Below are 16876 nucleotides of genomic sequence, written 5' to 3' on the forward strand. Positions count from 1 at the left end.
TTATAGAAGTTTAAAAGGGTTCCAGCAGAACAGAAGGGCATTTAGTGAGATTTCTTTTTACCGCCGCCATCCTGTTTATTGACGGTAGACCAGCCAATGCGTTCTGCTTCTTCTTCGGAATGGCCTCGCTCTTTTTCCGATTCAATAATATGGCGGGCCTGACGTTTCTGCTTGTCGGTATAGGCCGACTTATCACCTCTAGACATCAGTTTCACTCCTGTATAGATCTGCATGTTTCAATAAAACTCAAAATGTTATCTACATTGCTTGTGTGCCTTTAAATGCCGTTAACCATTGACAATAGTACCGCCATTAACATGAATCACCTGACCGGAAATATAGCTGGCTTCATCGGAGGCTAAAAACAGATAAGCTGGCGCAACTTCACTTGGCTGACCCATACGGCCCATGGGGGTATCTTCACCAAAACCTTTTAGCTGTTCTTCATCAAAACTGCTTGGAATTAACGGCGTCCAGATTGGGCCGGGTGCGACACCATTCACCCGAATCCCGGTTTTATTTTTTAGCAGGTTGGTCGACAGGCTACGGGTAAAGGCAGTAATAGCCCCTTTGGTACTGGCATAATCAATCAGCTCATTATGGCCCTGATAGCTGGTGATACTGGTGGTATTGATAATACTGTCACCGGGCTGCATTTGAGGAATGAGTAACTGGGTCACATAAAACAGCGGGTAGAGGTTGGTTTCAAAGGTTTTATGCAGCTGTTCGGGATTAATGTCCTCAATGGTTTTTTGTGGATATTGCACAGCAGCATTATTGACCAGAATATTAATATGCGGAAACTGCTGCAAAGCCAGATCGACCATCTGCTGCACTGCCGCATGTTGGCGCAGGTCACACTGAATCAGCAGACATTGACGACCTTCCTGCTCAACCAGTCGCTTGGTGTCTTGCGCATCCTGATCTTCTTCTAAATAGGGAATAATAATATTGGCACCTTCGCGGGCAAACAGCACCGCCACAGATCGGCCGATGCCGCTATCACCGCCGGTAATTAAAGCTACCTTGTCTTTGAGTTTTTGACTGCCCTGATAATGGTTTTTAATAATTTCAGGTTCGGGCGTCATTTTATATTGCACACCGGGCTGATGCTCCTGTTTCTCTTGCGGAGATGGGCTGTCAGGATAATGATTCATGGGGTTCTCCAAATTTTTGGGTCGATTTATTGTTTTGCTCAATCAGATGAAATCGTTAGCGATAAAAAAGCACGAGTCTGGGCAGATCGTGCTTTTTAGAAGTTATACCGCTTCCCACTGACGGGTGACTTCTTCAGAATTCTTGTTCAGGATAATCTGGTTGCCACGAATTTCTTCCACCCAAGAGATCGGAATGTAATGGTGCATCCCATCGCCAGAATCCTGCTTGGTCAGTTTGATTTTATCGCTGCCTTCCAGATGATCGACCGTACCGACATGGGTGCCGCATGAGGCAATAACTTCGCTATGTTTCTGAATGTTATTTAAATTAATATCAGCCATTTTTATTACTCCAATTCAGATGAAATAAATATCTCTATTTAATTTAAACGCCTCAAAGAGATAAAAATAGCTTTATTTAAAATCGAAACAACTCCGCCATAGAGTATAACAATTCACTACATGGAGATATATATTACACATTATGAAATATCTAAATGATTGAGGCTAAATTTAAATAATTAAAGCTATTGTTATATTGAAATAGATGAGTTGAGATAATCAAAAATCATATATTTATAAATCTCATTTTATTATTTTTAAATAAAAATTATAAACTACAGAAGATCTCTAGCTACTTATTGGTTTAAACGCTTAATCCTGAAACAGCTAGCTGGTTGAGCGGTCGGAATAATCAAAACTGAAAGGGCAGGGCTGTGTATCTGTATGTAAGCCAATTTTCAGGCAATCACTAAAACTCATTAAACTGATTGAATAAAACAATCAACCTATTAAGCATTTGTTTTTAAATGATTATATAAAAATATTGCAGCTGGAATTTTTCAAAAAAACGAGAAAAATGAAGTACTTTTTGTCATTACAAAATTGTTTGTAAAATAGACAAAAAAGGGCTGTACAGTGCTGTGAATTGTGTATAATTCCGCCAACAAAAGCCCCTGCAAGTTTATAGATTTTCCTATAAGTGTGCAGGGGTTTTTCTATGGACAATTTTTTGGAATGGGATGCCCTGTTTTTAGAAGGTGGCACATACATGTTGTTTTCCAAAACCACAGTCGTTGATGCATCTGCCCAGCTCAATGCACAAGGTCTGGCAACCAAACTCAGCTTTTTTGGTCTGGGTTTAAGTACGGCATCTTGGGCACCGCTCATTCCATTTGCACAACAACGTCTTTCTTTAAACCATGCAGACTTTGGTCTGTTGCTGCTTTGTATGGGGATTGGATCGATGCTGGCCATGCCTGCGGCCGGTCTGTTAATCCAGCGTATTGGCTGCCGTATTTTAATCGGGATTGCGCTGGTTGCAGCGATGATCATTTTGCCGTTACTGACGGTATTTGGTACTGCCTTAAGCATGGCAATTGTGCTGTTTATCTTTGGGACCGCGGTGGGTGCATTTGGTGTGGCCATTAATTTACAGGCGGTGATTGTTGAAAAGAACAGCCTGAAAAATATGATGTCCAGCTTCCATGGTATGTGCAGTCTGGGCGGTTTACTTGGTGTGCTGACTGTGACTGTGCTGCTGTCATTGGGTGTTTCACCGCTAATGAGCGCTTTAATCATGAGCGCGGTGCTGGCCTTTATTGCCATTCTGGCCGTTCCCAACAGCCTGTCTGAAATTGAGAAAAAATCAGACACAGCCCCAGAAGACACCGCACCATCAGCGAAGCAGAAATTTCGCCCAAGCCCGATGATTCTGTTAATTGGTTTGGTCTGTTTTATTGCCTTTTTATCGGAAGGCTCGGCAATGGACTGGAGCGGAATTTATCTGGTTAGCAACTTTGGGATGGACGCTTCTTTTGCCGGTCTGGCCTATACTTTCTTTGCCATTACCATGACCATCGGCCGTTTTTCCGGACGTCGTTTATTAAGAATGTGGGGCGAGAAAAACATCATCACCTATAGCGCGCTGTGTGCGGCCTTGGGTCTAGGCATTATTGTGATGGCGCCGCACTGGGCAGTAGTCCTGTTGGGCTATGCCTTACTCGGTTTTGGCTGTTCCAATATTGTGCCGGTGATGTTCTCCCGTGTCGGACGTCAGAATATTATGCCTAAAGCGGCTGCTTTATCGCTGGTATCGACCATTGCCTATAGCGGTTCATTAAGTGGCCCGGCGCTGGTCGGTTTCCTAAGTGAAGCCATTGGCCTGAGCACCGTCTTTGCGCTGGTGGCCTTATTGCTGCTGTCGATTGCTGTCTTAAACCGCTTTACCCAGGTCGACTAAATCGGACATTCAGCTACTTATCTGTGTCTTCCTTTTCGCCAGTCAGCGCTCACTGACTGGATTTTTTTATATTTAAGCCGCAATTCATAAGACAATGAAAGTGAAATCAAGGGACTAAAGAATATATTTAAAAATTATGGACTCTATTTAAATATTTTTTATTATTAAGAAAATAAACCACTTCATCTTAACGCGTCTATTATTTAATTTTGTAAATAAAAACATCTGAAATATAAAGATGGTAAAAAATTAAAAAAGATATTTAAAAGAATAAAATTTTACTATTTTAAATACAGCCTGTTAATTTTTTAAAATAAAAAAGACCTGCTACATTCCAATGATCTGAAACAAAGCCTAGCTGTTTATTTTAATTTTCACTCTTATCTGGCTTTGTTGCACAAAGATTTCATAACTATATGATTTTAAAAGTTTTGATTATTTTTTGATCCAAAATTAAATTTATTTAAATCAGATGCTTACATATTTATGCAACAAAGCCCTCTTATCTTAAAAGAGTCGCAACATAGACAATCAAAATAAATAACAGGAAGGGTGAATCATGGCCAATACACGTAATGAGGGTACTTCAAATCGTGGATTTGCGAGTATGGATCCAGATGAACAAAGAGAAATTGCCAGTGGTGGTGGGCGCGCAGCCCATGCCAGCGGCAATGCGCATGAATTTACATCCGAAGAAGCGCGTGAAGCCGGCCGCGCAGCCCATGCCAGCGGCAATGCGCATGAGTTTACGTCAGAAGAAGCACGCCGTGCCGGCGCCAGAAGTCATATAAACGATGACAATCGCCGTGGTCGCAACCGCGACGATGATGATGACGATCGCCGTGGCCGCAGCTCATCTTCCAGCACGCGTAAACGCGACCGTTATGGACGCTTTACCTCGGACTAGTACAGCTTGCTAAAAAACCTAGGCTTAATCTGACCGGATAAAACAGCAATCGTTTTTGTCCGGGAAGATTAAGCCTATTTTTATGGGGGAATGAATGTGGTTTTGATCTTTACTTGATCATCTTTATGAATAAGGTAAGCGCAGATTTTTGTGATTGCTTAGAGTTTTAAGCTCAACACAAACTCATCTTAATAGGATTTATACGGCAAAAATTTCCCGGATAGCACCACATTTACCCGGTCGCCATTTTCATGGCTTTCCCGTTGAATATCCATACTAAAATCAATTGCGCTCATAATCCCGTCGCCAAATTCTTCATGAATCAGCTCTTTAATGGTAGAACCATAGACATTCATCACTTCATACCAGCGGTAAATTAAAGGATCGGTCGGAACGCTGGTTGGCAGAGAGCCTTTATACGGCACAATCTGTAACCAGGCCACGGCTTCATCACTCAGGTTAAATATCTGACCAATTTTTTCGGCCTGTTCCTTATTCAATGCCATTTGCCCCAAACAGGCTGCCGTTACCCATTCTTTGGATAAACCAATTTCCTGCGCCACGCTGGACCACTGAATATTGTTCAGTACCTTGGCAGATAAAATCATGTCTGTCACTTGTTGGCGGTGGCTAATCATATCTATTTCCTCAACTGCTTATGGCTAAAACACTGAGAAGGGAAAAGCACAATGTATGCCAGCTTAAAATCAGCTCAGATCTTGAATCTGACCATGGCGTAAATTTATCTTTCACCCAAAGTTGGTACGTTCCTTGCTGTATCTCCACTGAACTGATGGCAACGACGCCATAAATTTTTAAAACATGCTGGATGATTCAGGCAATGGCGCCTAAGACGTGAAAGTCGTCTTGGGCGCTTTTTATTTGCAAATCATCTCACTGCTAAATTTCAATCGTTGAGGGGTACTCGCAATGGCTTATCTTGCACCTTCCGAATTTGCAACCAAAGTTGTGGATGCCGGTGAATCGAAACTACATATGGCAAACCGTGATGTGCTGATCCGCGCCACCATGGCCGGGGCTATTCTGGCGCTGGCAGCGGTTTTTGCGGTCACCATTGCAGTGCAAACCGGCGTGCCTTTAATTGGTGCATTATTATTCCCGGTCGGCTTTTGTATGCTGTATCTGCTGGGCTATGACCTGCTGACCGGGGTATTTGTCCTGACGCCATTGGCCTGGCTGGATAAACGTCCGGGCGTGACCTGGGCCAGAATCCTGAAAAACTGGGGCGTGGTCTTTGTCGGTAACTTCACTGGTGCGCTGATTGTGGCGGTGATGATGGCAGCGGTCTATACCTACGGCTTTTCGACCGAACCAAACAAGGTCGGTCTGGCGATTGCACATATTGGTGAAGACCGGACGCTGGGCTACAAAGAATATGGCGTAGCTGGCTGGATCACAATTTTCATTCGCGGCATGCTCTGTAACTGGATGGTGTCGCTTGGCGTGATTGGCGCGATGATGTCGACCACCGTTAGTGGCAAGTTTATTGCGATGTGGATGCCGATCATGCTGTTCTTTGCCATGGGCTTTGAACATTCGGTGGTGAATATGTTCCTGTTCCCGTTCGCGATGATGATGAGCGGCGATTTCTCGGTGATGGACTACTTTATCTGGAATGAGTTACCGGTAGCGCTGGGGAACCTGGTAGGTGGTTTGGCTTTAACTGGTCTTGCGCTTTATACCACGCATGTCCGCACTGCACCAAAACGCGAGTTCTAAGTTTTAAGCCCACAGGATGAATTTTGGAATCAGGGAAGATTCCAGCCAGTTGAGATCAGCGCATGTCCACTTTGCCATCTTCACACCAGACTTCACTTCAAATTCGGCTTGGGCAATATAGTGCTGCCGGCCGCAAAGAGAGCAATCAGGATTTTCACGGCGCGGCTGTTCCGGAGGGCTATCTGGCACAGCAAAAGGGCATTGCCTGCGCCATTGCCGATGGCATTAGCAGCAGCAATGTCAGTCATATCGCCAGTGAAACCGCTGTGTCCAGTTTTCTGGCCGATTACTTTTCGACGCCCGATTCCTGGAGCGTCAAAACTTCGGTCGACCGGGTGATTCGTGCCACCAATTCCTGGCTCTATGCCCAGACCCAGCAAAGTCAGAGCCGTGTCGATAAAGACCGCGGCTATGTCTGCACTTTTAGCGCGCTGGTATTCAAACATGAAACTGTACATCTGTTTCATATTGGTGATGCCCGTATTTACCGCTTGCGTGAGCAACAGCTGGAACAGCTCAGTGTCGATCATCGGGTCTGGTTATCTTCCCGGGAAAGCTATTTAAGCCGGGCTTTGGGCGTGGCGCAGAAAGTAGAGGTGGATTATTTGAGTCTGCCGTTGGCACAGGATGATATTTTCCTGTTGATGACCGATGGTGTATATGAATATCTGTCGGATAGTCAAATCATTGATGCGCTCCACGATTCCGAAACTTTAGATCTTGATCAGGTAGCAGAAATGCTGGTCCATCTGGCTGATGCACAGGGCAGTCCTGACAATTTAACCCTGCAAATTGTACAGGTACAGCAGCTGCCACAGCAGGCTCAGTCACAATTTCAGCCGAGTCGAAACCAGCTGAGTCTGGCCCCGGATTTAAGCATAGGTCAGCAGTTTGAAGGCTACCGGATTCAAAATGTACTGCACCAGAACCATCGTAGCCGTTTATATCTGGCTTGGGATGAAACGTGGCAGCAGCAACTGGTCATTAAAATTCCGTCACTGGATTTAACCCAGGATGCGCAGGCACTGGAGCGTTTTTTGCTGGAAGAGTGGGTGGCGAAACGGATTCAGCATCCACAAGTTTTAGCGGCCTATCCGCATCAGCGCAGTAAATCTTATTATTTTCAAACCTATGAATATTTATCTGGCCAGACCTTAAATACCTGGCTGCATCAGCAGCGCCAGCCGATTGCGCTTGAAACCGCCATCCAGATTACGGAACAGATCATTAAAGGTTTGCAGGCTTTTCACCGGCTGGACATGCTGCATCAGGATATTCGCCCTGAAAATATCATGCTGAATGCACAGTTAGAGCTAAAACTGATTGATTTTGGTGCAACCCTGGTCAAGGGGATTTCCGAATCACAGCCGCAACATGCCGCGGCTTTGGGCACCTTGGCCTTTATGGCGCCGGAATATTTTTGCTCGCGGCCGGTTTCCACCCGTTCAGACCAGTTTTCACTGGCCGTGGTACTGTATTATGTACTTAGCAAACAGTTACCCTATGGCACCGAACTGGCGCGTTGTCAGACGCTTAAACAGCTAAAAACGGTGCGTTATCATTCAATTTTAGAATATCGGCCAGATATTCCGGTGTGGATTGATGGAGCCTTGCATAAGGCCTTGGCCCTGATGCCAAATGAACGCTATGAGGTATTGTCGGAATTTCTGTATGATCTTAAGCATCCTAACCGGTATTTTTTAAAGCCGGTTCAGTCTTCCTTGCTGGATAAAAATCCTGTTAGATTCTGGCAGGCGGTTTCAGCTATGTTATTTTTATGCTTGCTGTTGTCTTTGGCGTTGATGTTTAGTGTTTAAATTAAATCAGTGATTTTTAAATGCTGGACTGATTATAAAATCAGAGCCACTTGGCTCAGCGATTGTCGTTTCAATACAGCCCCATTTTGATGATGAAATCCGCGCTTAAAATGTATTAATCCCAGCTCCCGAAGGAACTGGGATTACCTACAAAATTAAAGTGAAGAGTTATTCATAACGTCTTCAGGATTGGGTAAATGAGCCAGAAGCTTCGTTCTGACTCATCGGAATTACCTTACATATTCGGGTAATTCGGACCACCACCACCTTCCGGTGTTACCCAGGTGATGTTCTGTGATGGATCTTTAATGTCACAGGTCTTGCAGTGTACGCAGTTGGCTGCGTTAATCTGGAAGCGCTTGGAACCATCATCATTTTCCATAATTTCATACACACCCGCAGGGCAGTAACGCTGTGCCGGCTCATCCCATTTAGGCAAGTTCACATCGACCGGAATCGAGGCATTGGTTAGTTTCAGGTGCGCTGGCTGGTTTTCTTCGTGTACGGTATTGGATACAAACACCGAAGACAAACGGTCAAAGGTCAGCTTGCCATCCGGTTTTGGATAGTTCGGCTTAAAGCTTACCGCATCTACGGTTTTCAGTGCGCTGAAGTCAGGCACTAAATCATGCAGGGTAAATGGCACTTTAAAGATGTTCTGGTCGATAAAGTTAAACGCACCACCAAACCATTGACCAAACTTGTGCATTGCCGGGCCAAAGTTACGCGCGTTGTAGAGCTCTTCTTTCAGCCAGCTGTTGTTGAACTTCTCGGTATAAGACGTTAATTCTTTTGTAAAGAAATCTTCACCCTCAGTCACGCGGGCAATGGCCAGATCACCACCTTTTTCGACACCGGCAGCAATCGCTTCAAAGACTGCCTCACCACAAAGCATGCCGGATTTCATTGCGGTATGAGAACCTTTGATTTTGGCAAAGTTCAGGAAGCCTGCATCATCACCAATTAAGGAACCACCCGGGAAAGTGAATTTAGGCAGCGAGTTAAAGCCACCTTTGGTTACGGCACGCGCACCATAAGAAATACGCTTACCGCCTTCCAAGTATTGCTTAATCAGAGGATGAGTCTTCCAGCGCTGCATTTCCATAAATGGATACATATGCGGATTTTCATAAGACAGATCGACGATCATCCCCAGTGTGACCTGGTTGTTTTCCGCGTGGTAGAGCCACCAGCCGCCGGAAGAACCAGTTTCAGACAATGGCCAGCCGGCACCGTGCATCACCAGACCTGGCTTATGTTTGGCCGGATCAATTTCCCAAAGCTCTTTAATGCCGATACCGTAGTGTTGTGGATCGGCATCTTTGTCCAGATTAAATTTCTGGATCAGGCGTTTGCCTAAGTGACCACGACAGCCTTCAGCAAACAGGGTATATTTGGCATGCAGTTCATAACCTGGGGCAAAGTTATGGGTCGGTTCACCATCTTTACCAATGCCCATATCACCGGTTTGAATGCCTTTTACGGTGCCATCTTCATGGTACAGAATCTCAGACGCCGCAAAGCCCGGGAAAATCGACACTTCCAGCTCTTCGGCTTTCTGGCCTAACCAGCGCACCACGTTGCCGAGTGAAATGACATAGTTGCCATCGTTGTGCATGGTTTTTGGTACCATCCAGTGTGGTGCTTCTTTCGAAGTGGTTTCAGACAGCAGGAAGAAAGTTTTGTCTTCTGTCACCGGTACATTTAAAGGTGCACCTTCTTCTTTCCAGTTCGGGAACAGCTCATTGATGGCACGTGGTTCCAGCACCGCACCTGACAAGATGTGCGCACCGACTTCGGAGCCTTTTTCTACGACACAAACGGACAGATCATTCAGGTTATTTTCAATTGCAAGTTGACGGATTTTAATCGCCGCAGACAGACCCGCAGGGCCAGCACCTACGATAACGACATCAAACTCCATGGCTTCTCGGTTAATATCTTCCATAATAAGAAATCCTGTTTCGCTATACGATATTTATATCATTATATAAATCGGTTTTGAAGTTTATTTTTTAACTTTTTATTTGAAATAGGACTGTATTCAACGTTTAGATTTGTGAGCTTTGTTGCGCAGGAGAAAAGCTGCTTTGCATGGGAAGGGCGGTGTTGGAATTAGGTTATATCGAACGAAATAAAAAGAGCGACCTGTGTCGCCCTGATTATGATGTGCTTAGATATTATTGAGATTCATCGCAATATTGTTGACCATATGAATCAGACGCGGGCCAATCTCGTTTTCCAGTTTTTCCTGATTTAACAGATAACTAGGCGCGCCGCAGTTAAAGGTCAAAATACCATGTTTAGGATGAATCAATGGCACCGCCACAGAGTTGACATCTTTGGCCCAGTCACCTAAAGACAGACAGTAGCCATAATCCTGATAGTCGCGGATCGCACGTTCCAGATTACGTTTAATGGTCGTCCATTGCTCTTCGTGTCTTTTCTTGATCGCGTCAAACAGATATTCACGTTCTTTCACGTCCATAGCGGCTAGGCAGGCACGTCCCATGGCACTGGAATGAATCGGTAATGTTGAACCGACCGAACGGCGCATGGTCAGGGTCGTGTCAGTATGGACTACTTCCAGATAAATCATATTCAGACGGTCACGGGTGGCCATGGCGACCGGCGCCTGGGCATAGCGTGACATTTCTTCCATGAACGGATGAGCCTGCGTTCGCGCAGAAATATTGCTTAATGCCGAATAACCCAATGCCAGTACGCCTACATCAAGTAGATATTTGGTCGTATTTGGCAACTGTTTTAAATAGCCCAGAGAAACCAGGGTGCTGGTAATACGCGCCACGGTCGGTTTGGGCAAATTGGTCATTTGCGCAATTTCCTGATTACCTAACAACTGATTGGTCGCCGAGAAGCATCTTAAAATCTCAAGTCCACGTGCAATAGAGGCAATGAACTGCGGATTATTTTCGCGGTGAATATGCGAAATCGGATCCAAGCGAATTTCATCAAAGTTAGGGATTTCACCTGTTTTATTTTTTGTCATGTTCAGCATAAATAGAGTAAATTAATGAATATGATAGCAACTTAGTTTCACGATACAAAATAAAACACATAAATTATTGATAAATTGCACAAAAAATAAATGATTTTTATTCTGTATCGCGGCCAAACAGGTTGCGATAAATTTTTATAACACGATAAAAGTAACGTTTGTACTTTTAGAGTAAAACCTCCAATAAAGTAATGAATTTTATTGTTTAGTGCCTAATTTTATGGTCCCTTAATCATTTCTGATTAATATTCATCCTTAAATTTAAATTTTTAAAGAAATAATTTCGTATTATGAAATTTTATTCTATATTAATCAAAACAGAAATTCAGTAAAAATTTGCTTATTTATAGAAAAAATAAATTTTTTCATAAAATTTCTTGCTGAAATCTTAATTTTGTGATTATTTATTTCGTATTGCGAAATGAAAATAAGGGTGAGGGAATTTACCCAAACCAGATAAAACGGAGATTCCTATGATTCGTGATCCAGAAATGCTTGATCAACTTCTATCAACGATTCGCGATTTTGTGAAAAACGAGCTCGTTCCACTCGAGCATGAAGTAGAAGAAAATAATGCCATTCCTGAACACATTGTTGATCAGATGAAAGAACTGGGGCTGTTCGGTCTGACCATTCCTGAAGAATACGGCGGTTTAGGCATCACCATGGAAGAAGAAATTCTGGTGGCGATGGAGCTGGGCCGGACTTCTGCTGCTTTCCGCTCTTTAATTGGTACCAACAATGGTATTGGTTCAAGCGGTATCGTAATTGATGGTACAGAAGAGCAAAAGCAAAAGTATTTACCACGTTATGCAACGGGTGAAATCATTGGCTCGTTCTGTTTGACTGAGCCAGATTCTGGTTCAGATGCAGCATCTTTAAAAACCAGTGCGGTAAAAGATGGTGATTACTACGTTTTAAATGGAACCAAACGTTTTATTACCAATGCACCACGTGCCACCACTTTCACGGTCATGGCGCGTACCAATCCGGAAATTAAAGGCGCCAGCGGTATTTCAGCTTTCTTGGTTGAAGCGGGTACGCCAGGTTTAAGTCTGGGCAAAATTGATAAAAAAATGGGTCAGCATGGTTCATATACCTGTGACGTAATTTTTGATAATTGCCGCGTTCATAAAGATCAGCTGATTGGTGGAGTTGAAGGCGTTGGCTTTAAGACAGCCATGCGTGTACTCGACAAAGGTCGTTTGCATATTGCCGGCTATAGCGTCGGTATGGCAGAACGTATGCTGGAAGATGCCTTAAATTATGCGGTGGAACGTAAACAGTTTGGTCAGCCAATTGCAAATTTCCAGCTGATTCAGGGTATGTTAGCCGACTCAAAAGCTGAAATTTATGCAGCCAAATGTATGGTGCTAGATGCAGCACGTAAGCGTGATGCCGGTCAGAATGTCACGGTTGAAGCCTCATGTGCCAAAATGTTTGCCACTGAAATGTGTGGCCGCGTTGCTGACCGCTGCTTGCAGATTCATGGTGGTGCCGGCTATATCAGCGAATATTCAATTGAACGTTTCTATCGTGATGTGCGTTTATTCCGTTTATATGAAGGAACGACCCAGATTCAGCAAATTATCATTGCACGTGAAATGATTAAACAAGCGACTGCTTAATCGAAATAAGAAGGGATGATAGACATGACAAAAATTAGATTTGACTGGCAAGACCCATTCCTGCTGGAGCAGCAGCTGACTGCAGAAGAACGCATGATCCGTGATACTGCTGCGGCCTATTGTCAGGACAAGCTGATGCCACGTGTACTGGAACAGTTTCGTCATGAAAAAACCGATCCGACCATTTTCCGTGAAATGGGCGAGCTAGGCCTACTAGGCCCAACCATTCCGGAACAATACGGCGGTGCTGGTTTAAATTATGTCAGCTATGGTCTGATTGCCCGTGAAGTTGAACGTGTCGATTCAGGCTACCGTTCTATGGCCAGTGTACAAAGCTCGCTGGTGATGGTGCCAATTAATGAATTTGGCTCGGAAGAACAAAAACAGAAGTATTTACCAAAATTAGCTACGGGTGAATATATTGGCTGCTTTGGTCTGACCGAACCGGATCATGGTTCTGACCCGGGCAGCATGATTACCCGTGCCAAAAAAGTCGATGGCGGTTATCGTTTAACAGGCGCAAAAATGTGGATTACCAACAGCCCAATTGCCGATGTATTTGTGGTCTGGGCCAAAGAAGTTTCACCTGAAGGCAATGTCGGTGACATTCGCGGCTTTATTCTGGAAAAAGGCTGGGAAGGGCTGTCTGCGCCTGCGATTCACGGCAAGGTCGGTTTACGTGCTTCCATCACCGGTGAAATTGTAATGGATAACGTATTTGTCCCAGAAGAAAATGCTTTCCCAGAAGTCCGTGGCTTAAAAGGTCCGTTTACCTGTCTGAACAGTGCCCGTTATGGCATTGCCTGGGGTGCGATGGGTGCGGCGGAGTTCTGCTGGCATACCGCACATCAATACACCATGGACCGTAAACAGTTTGGTCGTCCTTTGGCTGCCAATCAGTTAATCCAAAAAAAACTGGCTGATATGCAAACTGAAATTGCTCTTGGCTTGCAGGCAGCATTACGTTTTGGCCGCATGAAAGATGATGGTATTGCCTCGATTGAAGGAACATCTTTAATCAAGCGCAATAACTGTGGCAAGGCGCTGGATATTGCCCGTTTGGCTCGTGACATGATGGGCGGTAACGGCATTTCGGATGAGTTTGGTGTAGCGCGTCATCTGGTGAATCTGGAAGTAGTGAATACCTATGAGGGTACCCATGACGTACATGCCTTAATTCTGGGCCGTGCACAGACCGGAATTGCTGCGTTTGTTAACTAAAAAATTGATCCTCTCTAGCCGGCATTTGCTGGCTAGAACTCCTGCTGTTTTATGGACTTTGACCATGATTTAACTTCATCTGGCAAGAGTAAATACCAAAAAATGAAGTCGGAAAATGGAAATAAAAACTGGATGTTTTTAATTATTTTCCAAGCCAGAATCAGGGTTTGAATAACAGTCATCATCTCATCACAGGATGATAAGTTATCTCAAAAGTTCTGCAGGCACAGGAATGCTAAAGAAATATTAAGGACGCTATGAACACAATCAGTTCCCAACAACACCAGCTGGAAGGTGAAAACAGACCAAAGAAAAAAGTCTGGATTTTAGCCTTTATTTTCTCGTTTTTAGCATTATTGGTGGATGGGGCAGATATTGCCTTATTGGCCTATAGTCTGACCAGTCTTAAACAGGAATTCTCATTAACGAATATGCAGGCGGGTGCCTTAGGTAGTTGGACACTTGCTGGAATGGCCATTGGTGGCTTTTTTGGTGGTTGGGCTTGTGACCGCTTTGGGCGAGTTCGCGTGATTGTGATTGCTATTGCTCTCTTTTCAACCTTAACCTGCTGGTTAGGATTCGCAGAAAGCTATGATCAATTCAAGTGGTTACGTTTTATCTCTGCAATTGGCTTAGGGGCTTTATATATTGCCTGTAACACGCTCATGGCAGAATACGTGCCAACCAAGCATCGCTCGACGGTACTGGCGGCTTTAATGACCGGCTGGACCTTAGGTTCGGTGGTGGCCACGGCGCTAGCAGGCTGGTTATTGCCAGAATATGGCTGGCGTTATCTGTATTACATCGCCATTATTCCAATTGTATTGGCTGTAGTGATGCACTTTTTGGTGCCAGAACCACAGGCTTGGCTCGATGCGCGTAAAGCACGCCAAGAAGCAAAAGCCAGCGGTATTTTTCAGGAAAAGCCAAAAAATACCTTCAAAATGGTGTTTGAAGATGCCTTAAGCCGTCGCATGTTCATTCTCTGGTCATTCAGTACCGCATTTTTACAGTTTGGTTATTACGGTGTAAGTAACTGGCTGCCGGCTTATTTAGAATCTGATCTGGGCATCAAGTTTAAAGAAATGACCATGTACATGATTGGCACATTCCTGATCATGATGTGTACCAAAGTCATTGCCGGTTATATTGCTGACCGTATTGGCCGTCGTGCTGTATTTGCCTTCGGGACCATGGGCACCGCGATCTTTATTCCAGTTATTGTATTTGGCAATACCCCAGACAATATCCTTTGGTTGATGCTGTTCTTCGGTTTCCTGTATGGCATCCCATACGGTATTAACGCGACCTATATGACAGAAAGTTTCTCGACCAAAGTCCGTGGGACCGCGGTGGGTGGTGCCTACAACGTGGGCCGTTTAGGTGCAGTTTTCGCGCCATTAACCATTGGCTACTTTGCTCAAGGTGGATCAATTGGTACCGGTTTATTGATTATGGGCGTTGCCTATTTTCTTTGTGGTCTGATTCCCGCGCTCTTTATTAAAGACCGTTTATTTGACCCACAAAAAGCAGATTAATCTGTATATCGCAACATAGAAAAGATGCTAGGAAGCAAGATGATGAATAAAATCACACAGGATATCGAGGCAATACTGAAACAGATTCCTGATGGTGCGCACATTATGACCAGTGGTTTTGGTCTGGCAGGGCAACCGATTGAACTGATTGAAGCATTAATTGATCTTGGTCCGAAAGAATTAACCATTATCAATAATAATGCAGCGTCTGGCGATCGTGGACTGACCAATTTGCTGTTGTCTGGACTGGTCAAGAAAATGATCTGTTCTTTCCCGCGCGCCAATAATTCCACTGTATTTGAAGATTTGTATAAAGCCGGAAAAGTTGAACTGGAACTGGTACCACAAGGAAATCTGGCTTGTCGTATTCAGGCCGCCGGTGCAGGACTAGGCGCCATTTTCACACCAACCGGCTTTGGGACCAAAATCGCAGAAGGCAAAGAAACCCGCCACATTAACGGTAAAGACTATGTCCTGGAATATCCGATTCATGCCGATTATGCCTTGATCTATGCCAATCAGGCTGATCGCTGGGGTAATTTAACCTACCGCAAGGCCGCACGTAACTTTGGCCCGATTATGGCCAAGGCGGCCAAAACGACCATTGCCCAGGTGCATGAAATTGTCGAACTGGGTGAGCTGGACCCTGAAATTATTGTAACGCCGGGCATTTTTGTACAGCATGTGGTTCAGGTTGGAGATATTAAATAATGAATATTCAAAAACGTACACGTGAACAGATCGTACAACGCGTCGCACAAGACATTCCAACCGGCTCTTTTGTCAATTTAGGAATTGGTTTGCCAACACGCGTGGCAGGCTATTTAAAACCGGAGCAGGAAGTCATTTTACATTCTGAAAATGGTGTCTTGGGTTTTACCGCCTTGGGTGCAGATGAACAGCCAGACAATGACCTGATTAATGCAGGAAAAGAGCTGGTCAGTATGCTTGAGGGTGGTAGCTTTATGAATTCTGCTGATTCCTTCGATATTATGCGCGGCGGGCATTTAGACATCTGTATTATGGGTGCATTTCAGGTGGCAATTAATGGAGATCTGGCCAACTGGCATACTGGTGCTTCCGATGCGGTACCAGCCGTCGGTGGTGCCATGGATCTGGCGGTCGGTGCACGCTGCGTCTATGTCTGTATGGAGCATGTCACCAAAAATGGCGAAGCGAAAATCGTAGATGAACTGACTTATCCAATTACCGGTAAACACTGTGTTAACCGTATTTATACCGATTTATGTGTGATTGAACTGAAAGACAATCAGGCTTTCGTACTTGAAATGGTGGATGGGCTGAGCTTTGACGAACTGCAGCAACAGACTGGTTGTCCGTTAATTGATGCCCGTCAGGTGGCTTAAAATCATCTCATTTCTTCTTGAAGTGATTAAAAAATCGCAGCTTCGGCTGCGATTTTTTATATTGAAATTATTAAATCTCTTTGATCAATCACAAAATATTCGTTTTATTCATATTTAAAAGAAGATTAAAAACGCCATCTCTTGCCCCAGTTCTGGCTCAGGAAGAAGATGGATCACACCTTCTTTCTTGGTCGCAGCACTGCTCATTTCCGACCAAGGGAGAGAAATTTTTTGTTTTAT

At 44.4% G+C, this 16876-nt stretch carries 14 protein-coding genes and 1 pseudogene; 9 read left to right on the plus strand and 6 right to left on the minus strand.

Annotation, left to right across the window (positions count from 1 at the left end):
* Positions 1 to 41: 41 nt before the first annotated feature.
* The 3 genes from FTT89_RS09825 to FTT89_RS09835 form a co-directional block, all read right to left on the minus strand.
* On the minus strand, positions 42 to 206 hold the full coding sequence (locus tag FTT89_RS09825; RefSeq protein ID WP_016658124.1) for a hypothetical protein: 165 nt from the start codon (positions 204 to 206) through the stop codon (positions 42 to 44).
* Between the two features lie 81 nt (positions 207 to 287).
* Entirely contained in the window at positions 288 to 1169 is an 882-nt protein-coding gene (locus FTT89_RS09830; protein WP_242898066.1) for an SDR family oxidoreductase, read from the minus strand.
* A gap of 90 nt (positions 1170 to 1259) precedes the next feature.
* Entirely contained in the window at positions 1260 to 1499 is a 240-nt protein-coding gene (locus tag FTT89_RS09835) for a DUF2171 domain-containing protein (protein ID WP_104471337.1), read from the minus strand.
* 658 nt (positions 1500 to 2157) lie between these two features.
* Between FTT89_RS09835 and FTT89_RS09840 the strand changes: the two genes are divergently transcribed.
* A complete protein-coding gene (locus FTT89_RS09840) occupies positions 2158 to 3399 on the plus strand; it encodes an MFS transporter (protein ID WP_016658127.1) in 1242 nt (413 codons plus the stop codon).
* A 559-nt stretch (positions 3400 to 3958) separates the two neighbouring features.
* Positions 3959 to 4285, plus strand: a pseudogene (locus FTT89_RS09845) (KGG domain-containing protein); the annotation flags it as partial.
* A gap of 209 nt (positions 4286 to 4494) precedes the next feature.
* Here the strand turns inward: FTT89_RS09845 and cynS are convergent.
* On the minus strand, positions 4495 to 4944 hold the full coding sequence (gene cynS / locus FTT89_RS09850) for a cyanase (RefSeq protein WP_180108557.1): 450 nt from the start codon (positions 4942 to 4944) through the stop codon (positions 4495 to 4497).
* 292 nt (positions 4945 to 5236) lie between these two features.
* On the opposite strand from cynS, the gene FTT89_RS09855 reads away from it, so the two are divergent.
* Together FTT89_RS09855 and FTT89_RS09860 are read left to right on the plus strand one after the other, a co-directional pair.
* Positions 5237 to 6046 (plus strand): formate/nitrite transporter family protein, encoded by an 810-nt coding sequence (locus FTT89_RS09855; RefSeq protein WP_180108558.1) that lies wholly within the window; start codon positions 5237 to 5239, stop codon positions 6044 to 6046.
* Between the two features lie 62 nt (positions 6047 to 6108).
* Positions 6109 to 7863 (plus strand): bifunctional protein-serine/threonine kinase/phosphatase, encoded by a 1755-nt coding sequence (locus FTT89_RS09860; protein ID WP_180108559.1) that lies wholly within the window; start codon positions 6109 to 6111, stop codon positions 7861 to 7863.
* Between the two features lie 235 nt (positions 7864 to 8098).
* Here the strand turns inward: FTT89_RS09860 and FTT89_RS09865 are convergent, their stop codons facing one another.
* Both FTT89_RS09865 and FTT89_RS09870 read right to left on the minus strand, forming a co-directional pair.
* Positions 8099 to 9811, minus strand: a complete 1713-nt coding sequence (locus FTT89_RS09865) for an electron transfer flavoprotein-ubiquinone oxidoreductase (RefSeq protein WP_180108560.1) — start codon at positions 9809 to 9811, stop codon at positions 8099 to 8101.
* A 225-nt stretch (positions 9812 to 10036) separates the two neighbouring features.
* Entirely contained in the window at positions 10037 to 10873 is an 837-nt protein-coding gene (locus FTT89_RS09870; protein ID WP_034597686.1) for an IclR family transcriptional regulator, read from the minus strand.
* Between the two features lie 482 nt (positions 10874 to 11355).
* On the opposite strand from FTT89_RS09870, the gene FTT89_RS09875 reads away from it, so the two are divergent.
* The 5 genes from FTT89_RS09875 (at position 11356) to FTT89_RS09895 (ending at position 16636) form a co-directional block, all read left to right on the plus strand.
* Entirely contained in the window at positions 11356 to 12510 is a 1155-nt protein-coding gene (locus FTT89_RS09875; protein ID WP_005178038.1) for an acyl-CoA dehydrogenase family protein, read from the plus strand.
* A 15-nt stretch (positions 12511 to 12525) separates the two neighbouring features.
* On the plus strand, positions 12526 to 13731 hold the full coding sequence (locus FTT89_RS09880; RefSeq protein ID WP_034597549.1) for an acyl-CoA dehydrogenase: 1206 nt from the start codon (positions 12526 to 12528) through the stop codon (positions 13729 to 13731).
* Between the two features lie 257 nt (positions 13732 to 13988).
* Positions 13989 to 15269, plus strand: coding sequence for an MFS transporter (locus FTT89_RS09885; RefSeq protein ID WP_168405865.1), 1281 nt, complete (start codon positions 13989 to 13991; stop codon positions 15267 to 15269).
* Between the two features lie 39 nt (positions 15270 to 15308).
* On the plus strand, positions 15309 to 15980 hold the full coding sequence (locus FTT89_RS09890; RefSeq protein WP_005178033.1) for a 3-oxoacid CoA-transferase subunit A: 672 nt from the start codon (positions 15309 to 15311) through the stop codon (positions 15978 to 15980).
* Positions 15980 to 16636, plus strand: coding sequence for a 3-oxoacid CoA-transferase subunit B (locus FTT89_RS09895; protein WP_104473207.1), 657 nt, complete (start codon positions 15980 to 15982; stop codon positions 16634 to 16636). Before FTT89_RS09890 ends, FTT89_RS09895 begins: the two co-directional genes overlap by 1 nt.
* Positions 16637 to 16876: the final 240 nt, after the last annotated feature.

The sequence above is a fragment of the Acinetobacter sp. YH01025 genome (assembly GCF_013420185.1).
GTDB classification, from domain to species: Bacteria; Pseudomonadota; Gammaproteobacteria; order Pseudomonadales; family Moraxellaceae; genus Acinetobacter; species Acinetobacter indicus.

What these genes read in the sequence shown, in the direction of transcription:
- FTT89_RS09825 (WP_016658124.1), bottom strand. Translation starts at nt 206, where the DNA reads ATGTCTAGAGGTGATAAGTCGGCCTATACCGACAAGCAGAAACGTCAG.
- FTT89_RS09835 (WP_104471337.1), bottom strand. Translation starts at nt 1,499, where the DNA reads ATGGCTGATATTAATTTAAATAACATTCAGAAACATAGCGAAGTTATT.
- FTT89_RS09840 (WP_016658127.1), top strand. Translation starts at nt 2,158, where the DNA reads ATGGACAATTTTTTGGAATGGGATGCCCTGTTTTTAGAAGGTGGCACA.
- cynS (WP_180108557.1), bottom strand. Translation starts at nt 4,944, where the DNA reads ATGATTAGCCACCGCCAACAAGTGACAGACATGATTTTATCTGCCAAG.
- FTT89_RS09855 (WP_180108558.1), top strand. Translation starts at nt 5,237, where the DNA reads ATGGCTTATCTTGCACCTTCCGAATTTGCAACCAAAGTTGTGGATGCC.
- FTT89_RS09860 (WP_180108559.1), top strand. Translation starts at nt 6,109, where the DNA reads ATGTCCACTTTGCCATCTTCACACCAGACTTCACTTCAAATTCGGCTT.
- FTT89_RS09865 (WP_180108560.1), bottom strand. Translation starts at nt 9,811, where the DNA reads ATGGAAGATATTAACCGAGAAGCCATGGAGTTTGATGTCGTTATCGTA.
- FTT89_RS09870 (WP_034597686.1), bottom strand. Translation starts at nt 10,873, where the DNA reads ATGACAAAAAATAAAACAGGTGAAATCCCTAACTTTGATGAAATTCGC.
- FTT89_RS09875 (WP_005178038.1), top strand. Translation starts at nt 11,356, where the DNA reads ATGATTCGTGATCCAGAAATGCTTGATCAACTTCTATCAACGATTCGC.
- FTT89_RS09880 (WP_034597549.1), top strand. Translation starts at nt 12,526, where the DNA reads ATGATAGACATGACAAAAATTAGATTTGACTGGCAAGACCCATTCCTG.
- FTT89_RS09885 (WP_168405865.1), top strand. Translation starts at nt 13,989, where the DNA reads ATGAACACAATCAGTTCCCAACAACACCAGCTGGAAGGTGAAAACAGA.
- FTT89_RS09890 (WP_005178033.1), top strand. Translation starts at nt 15,309, where the DNA reads ATGATGAATAAAATCACACAGGATATCGAGGCAATACTGAAACAGATT.
- FTT89_RS09895 (WP_104473207.1), top strand. Translation starts at nt 15,980, where the DNA reads ATGAATATTCAAAAACGTACACGTGAACAGATCGTACAACGCGTCGCA.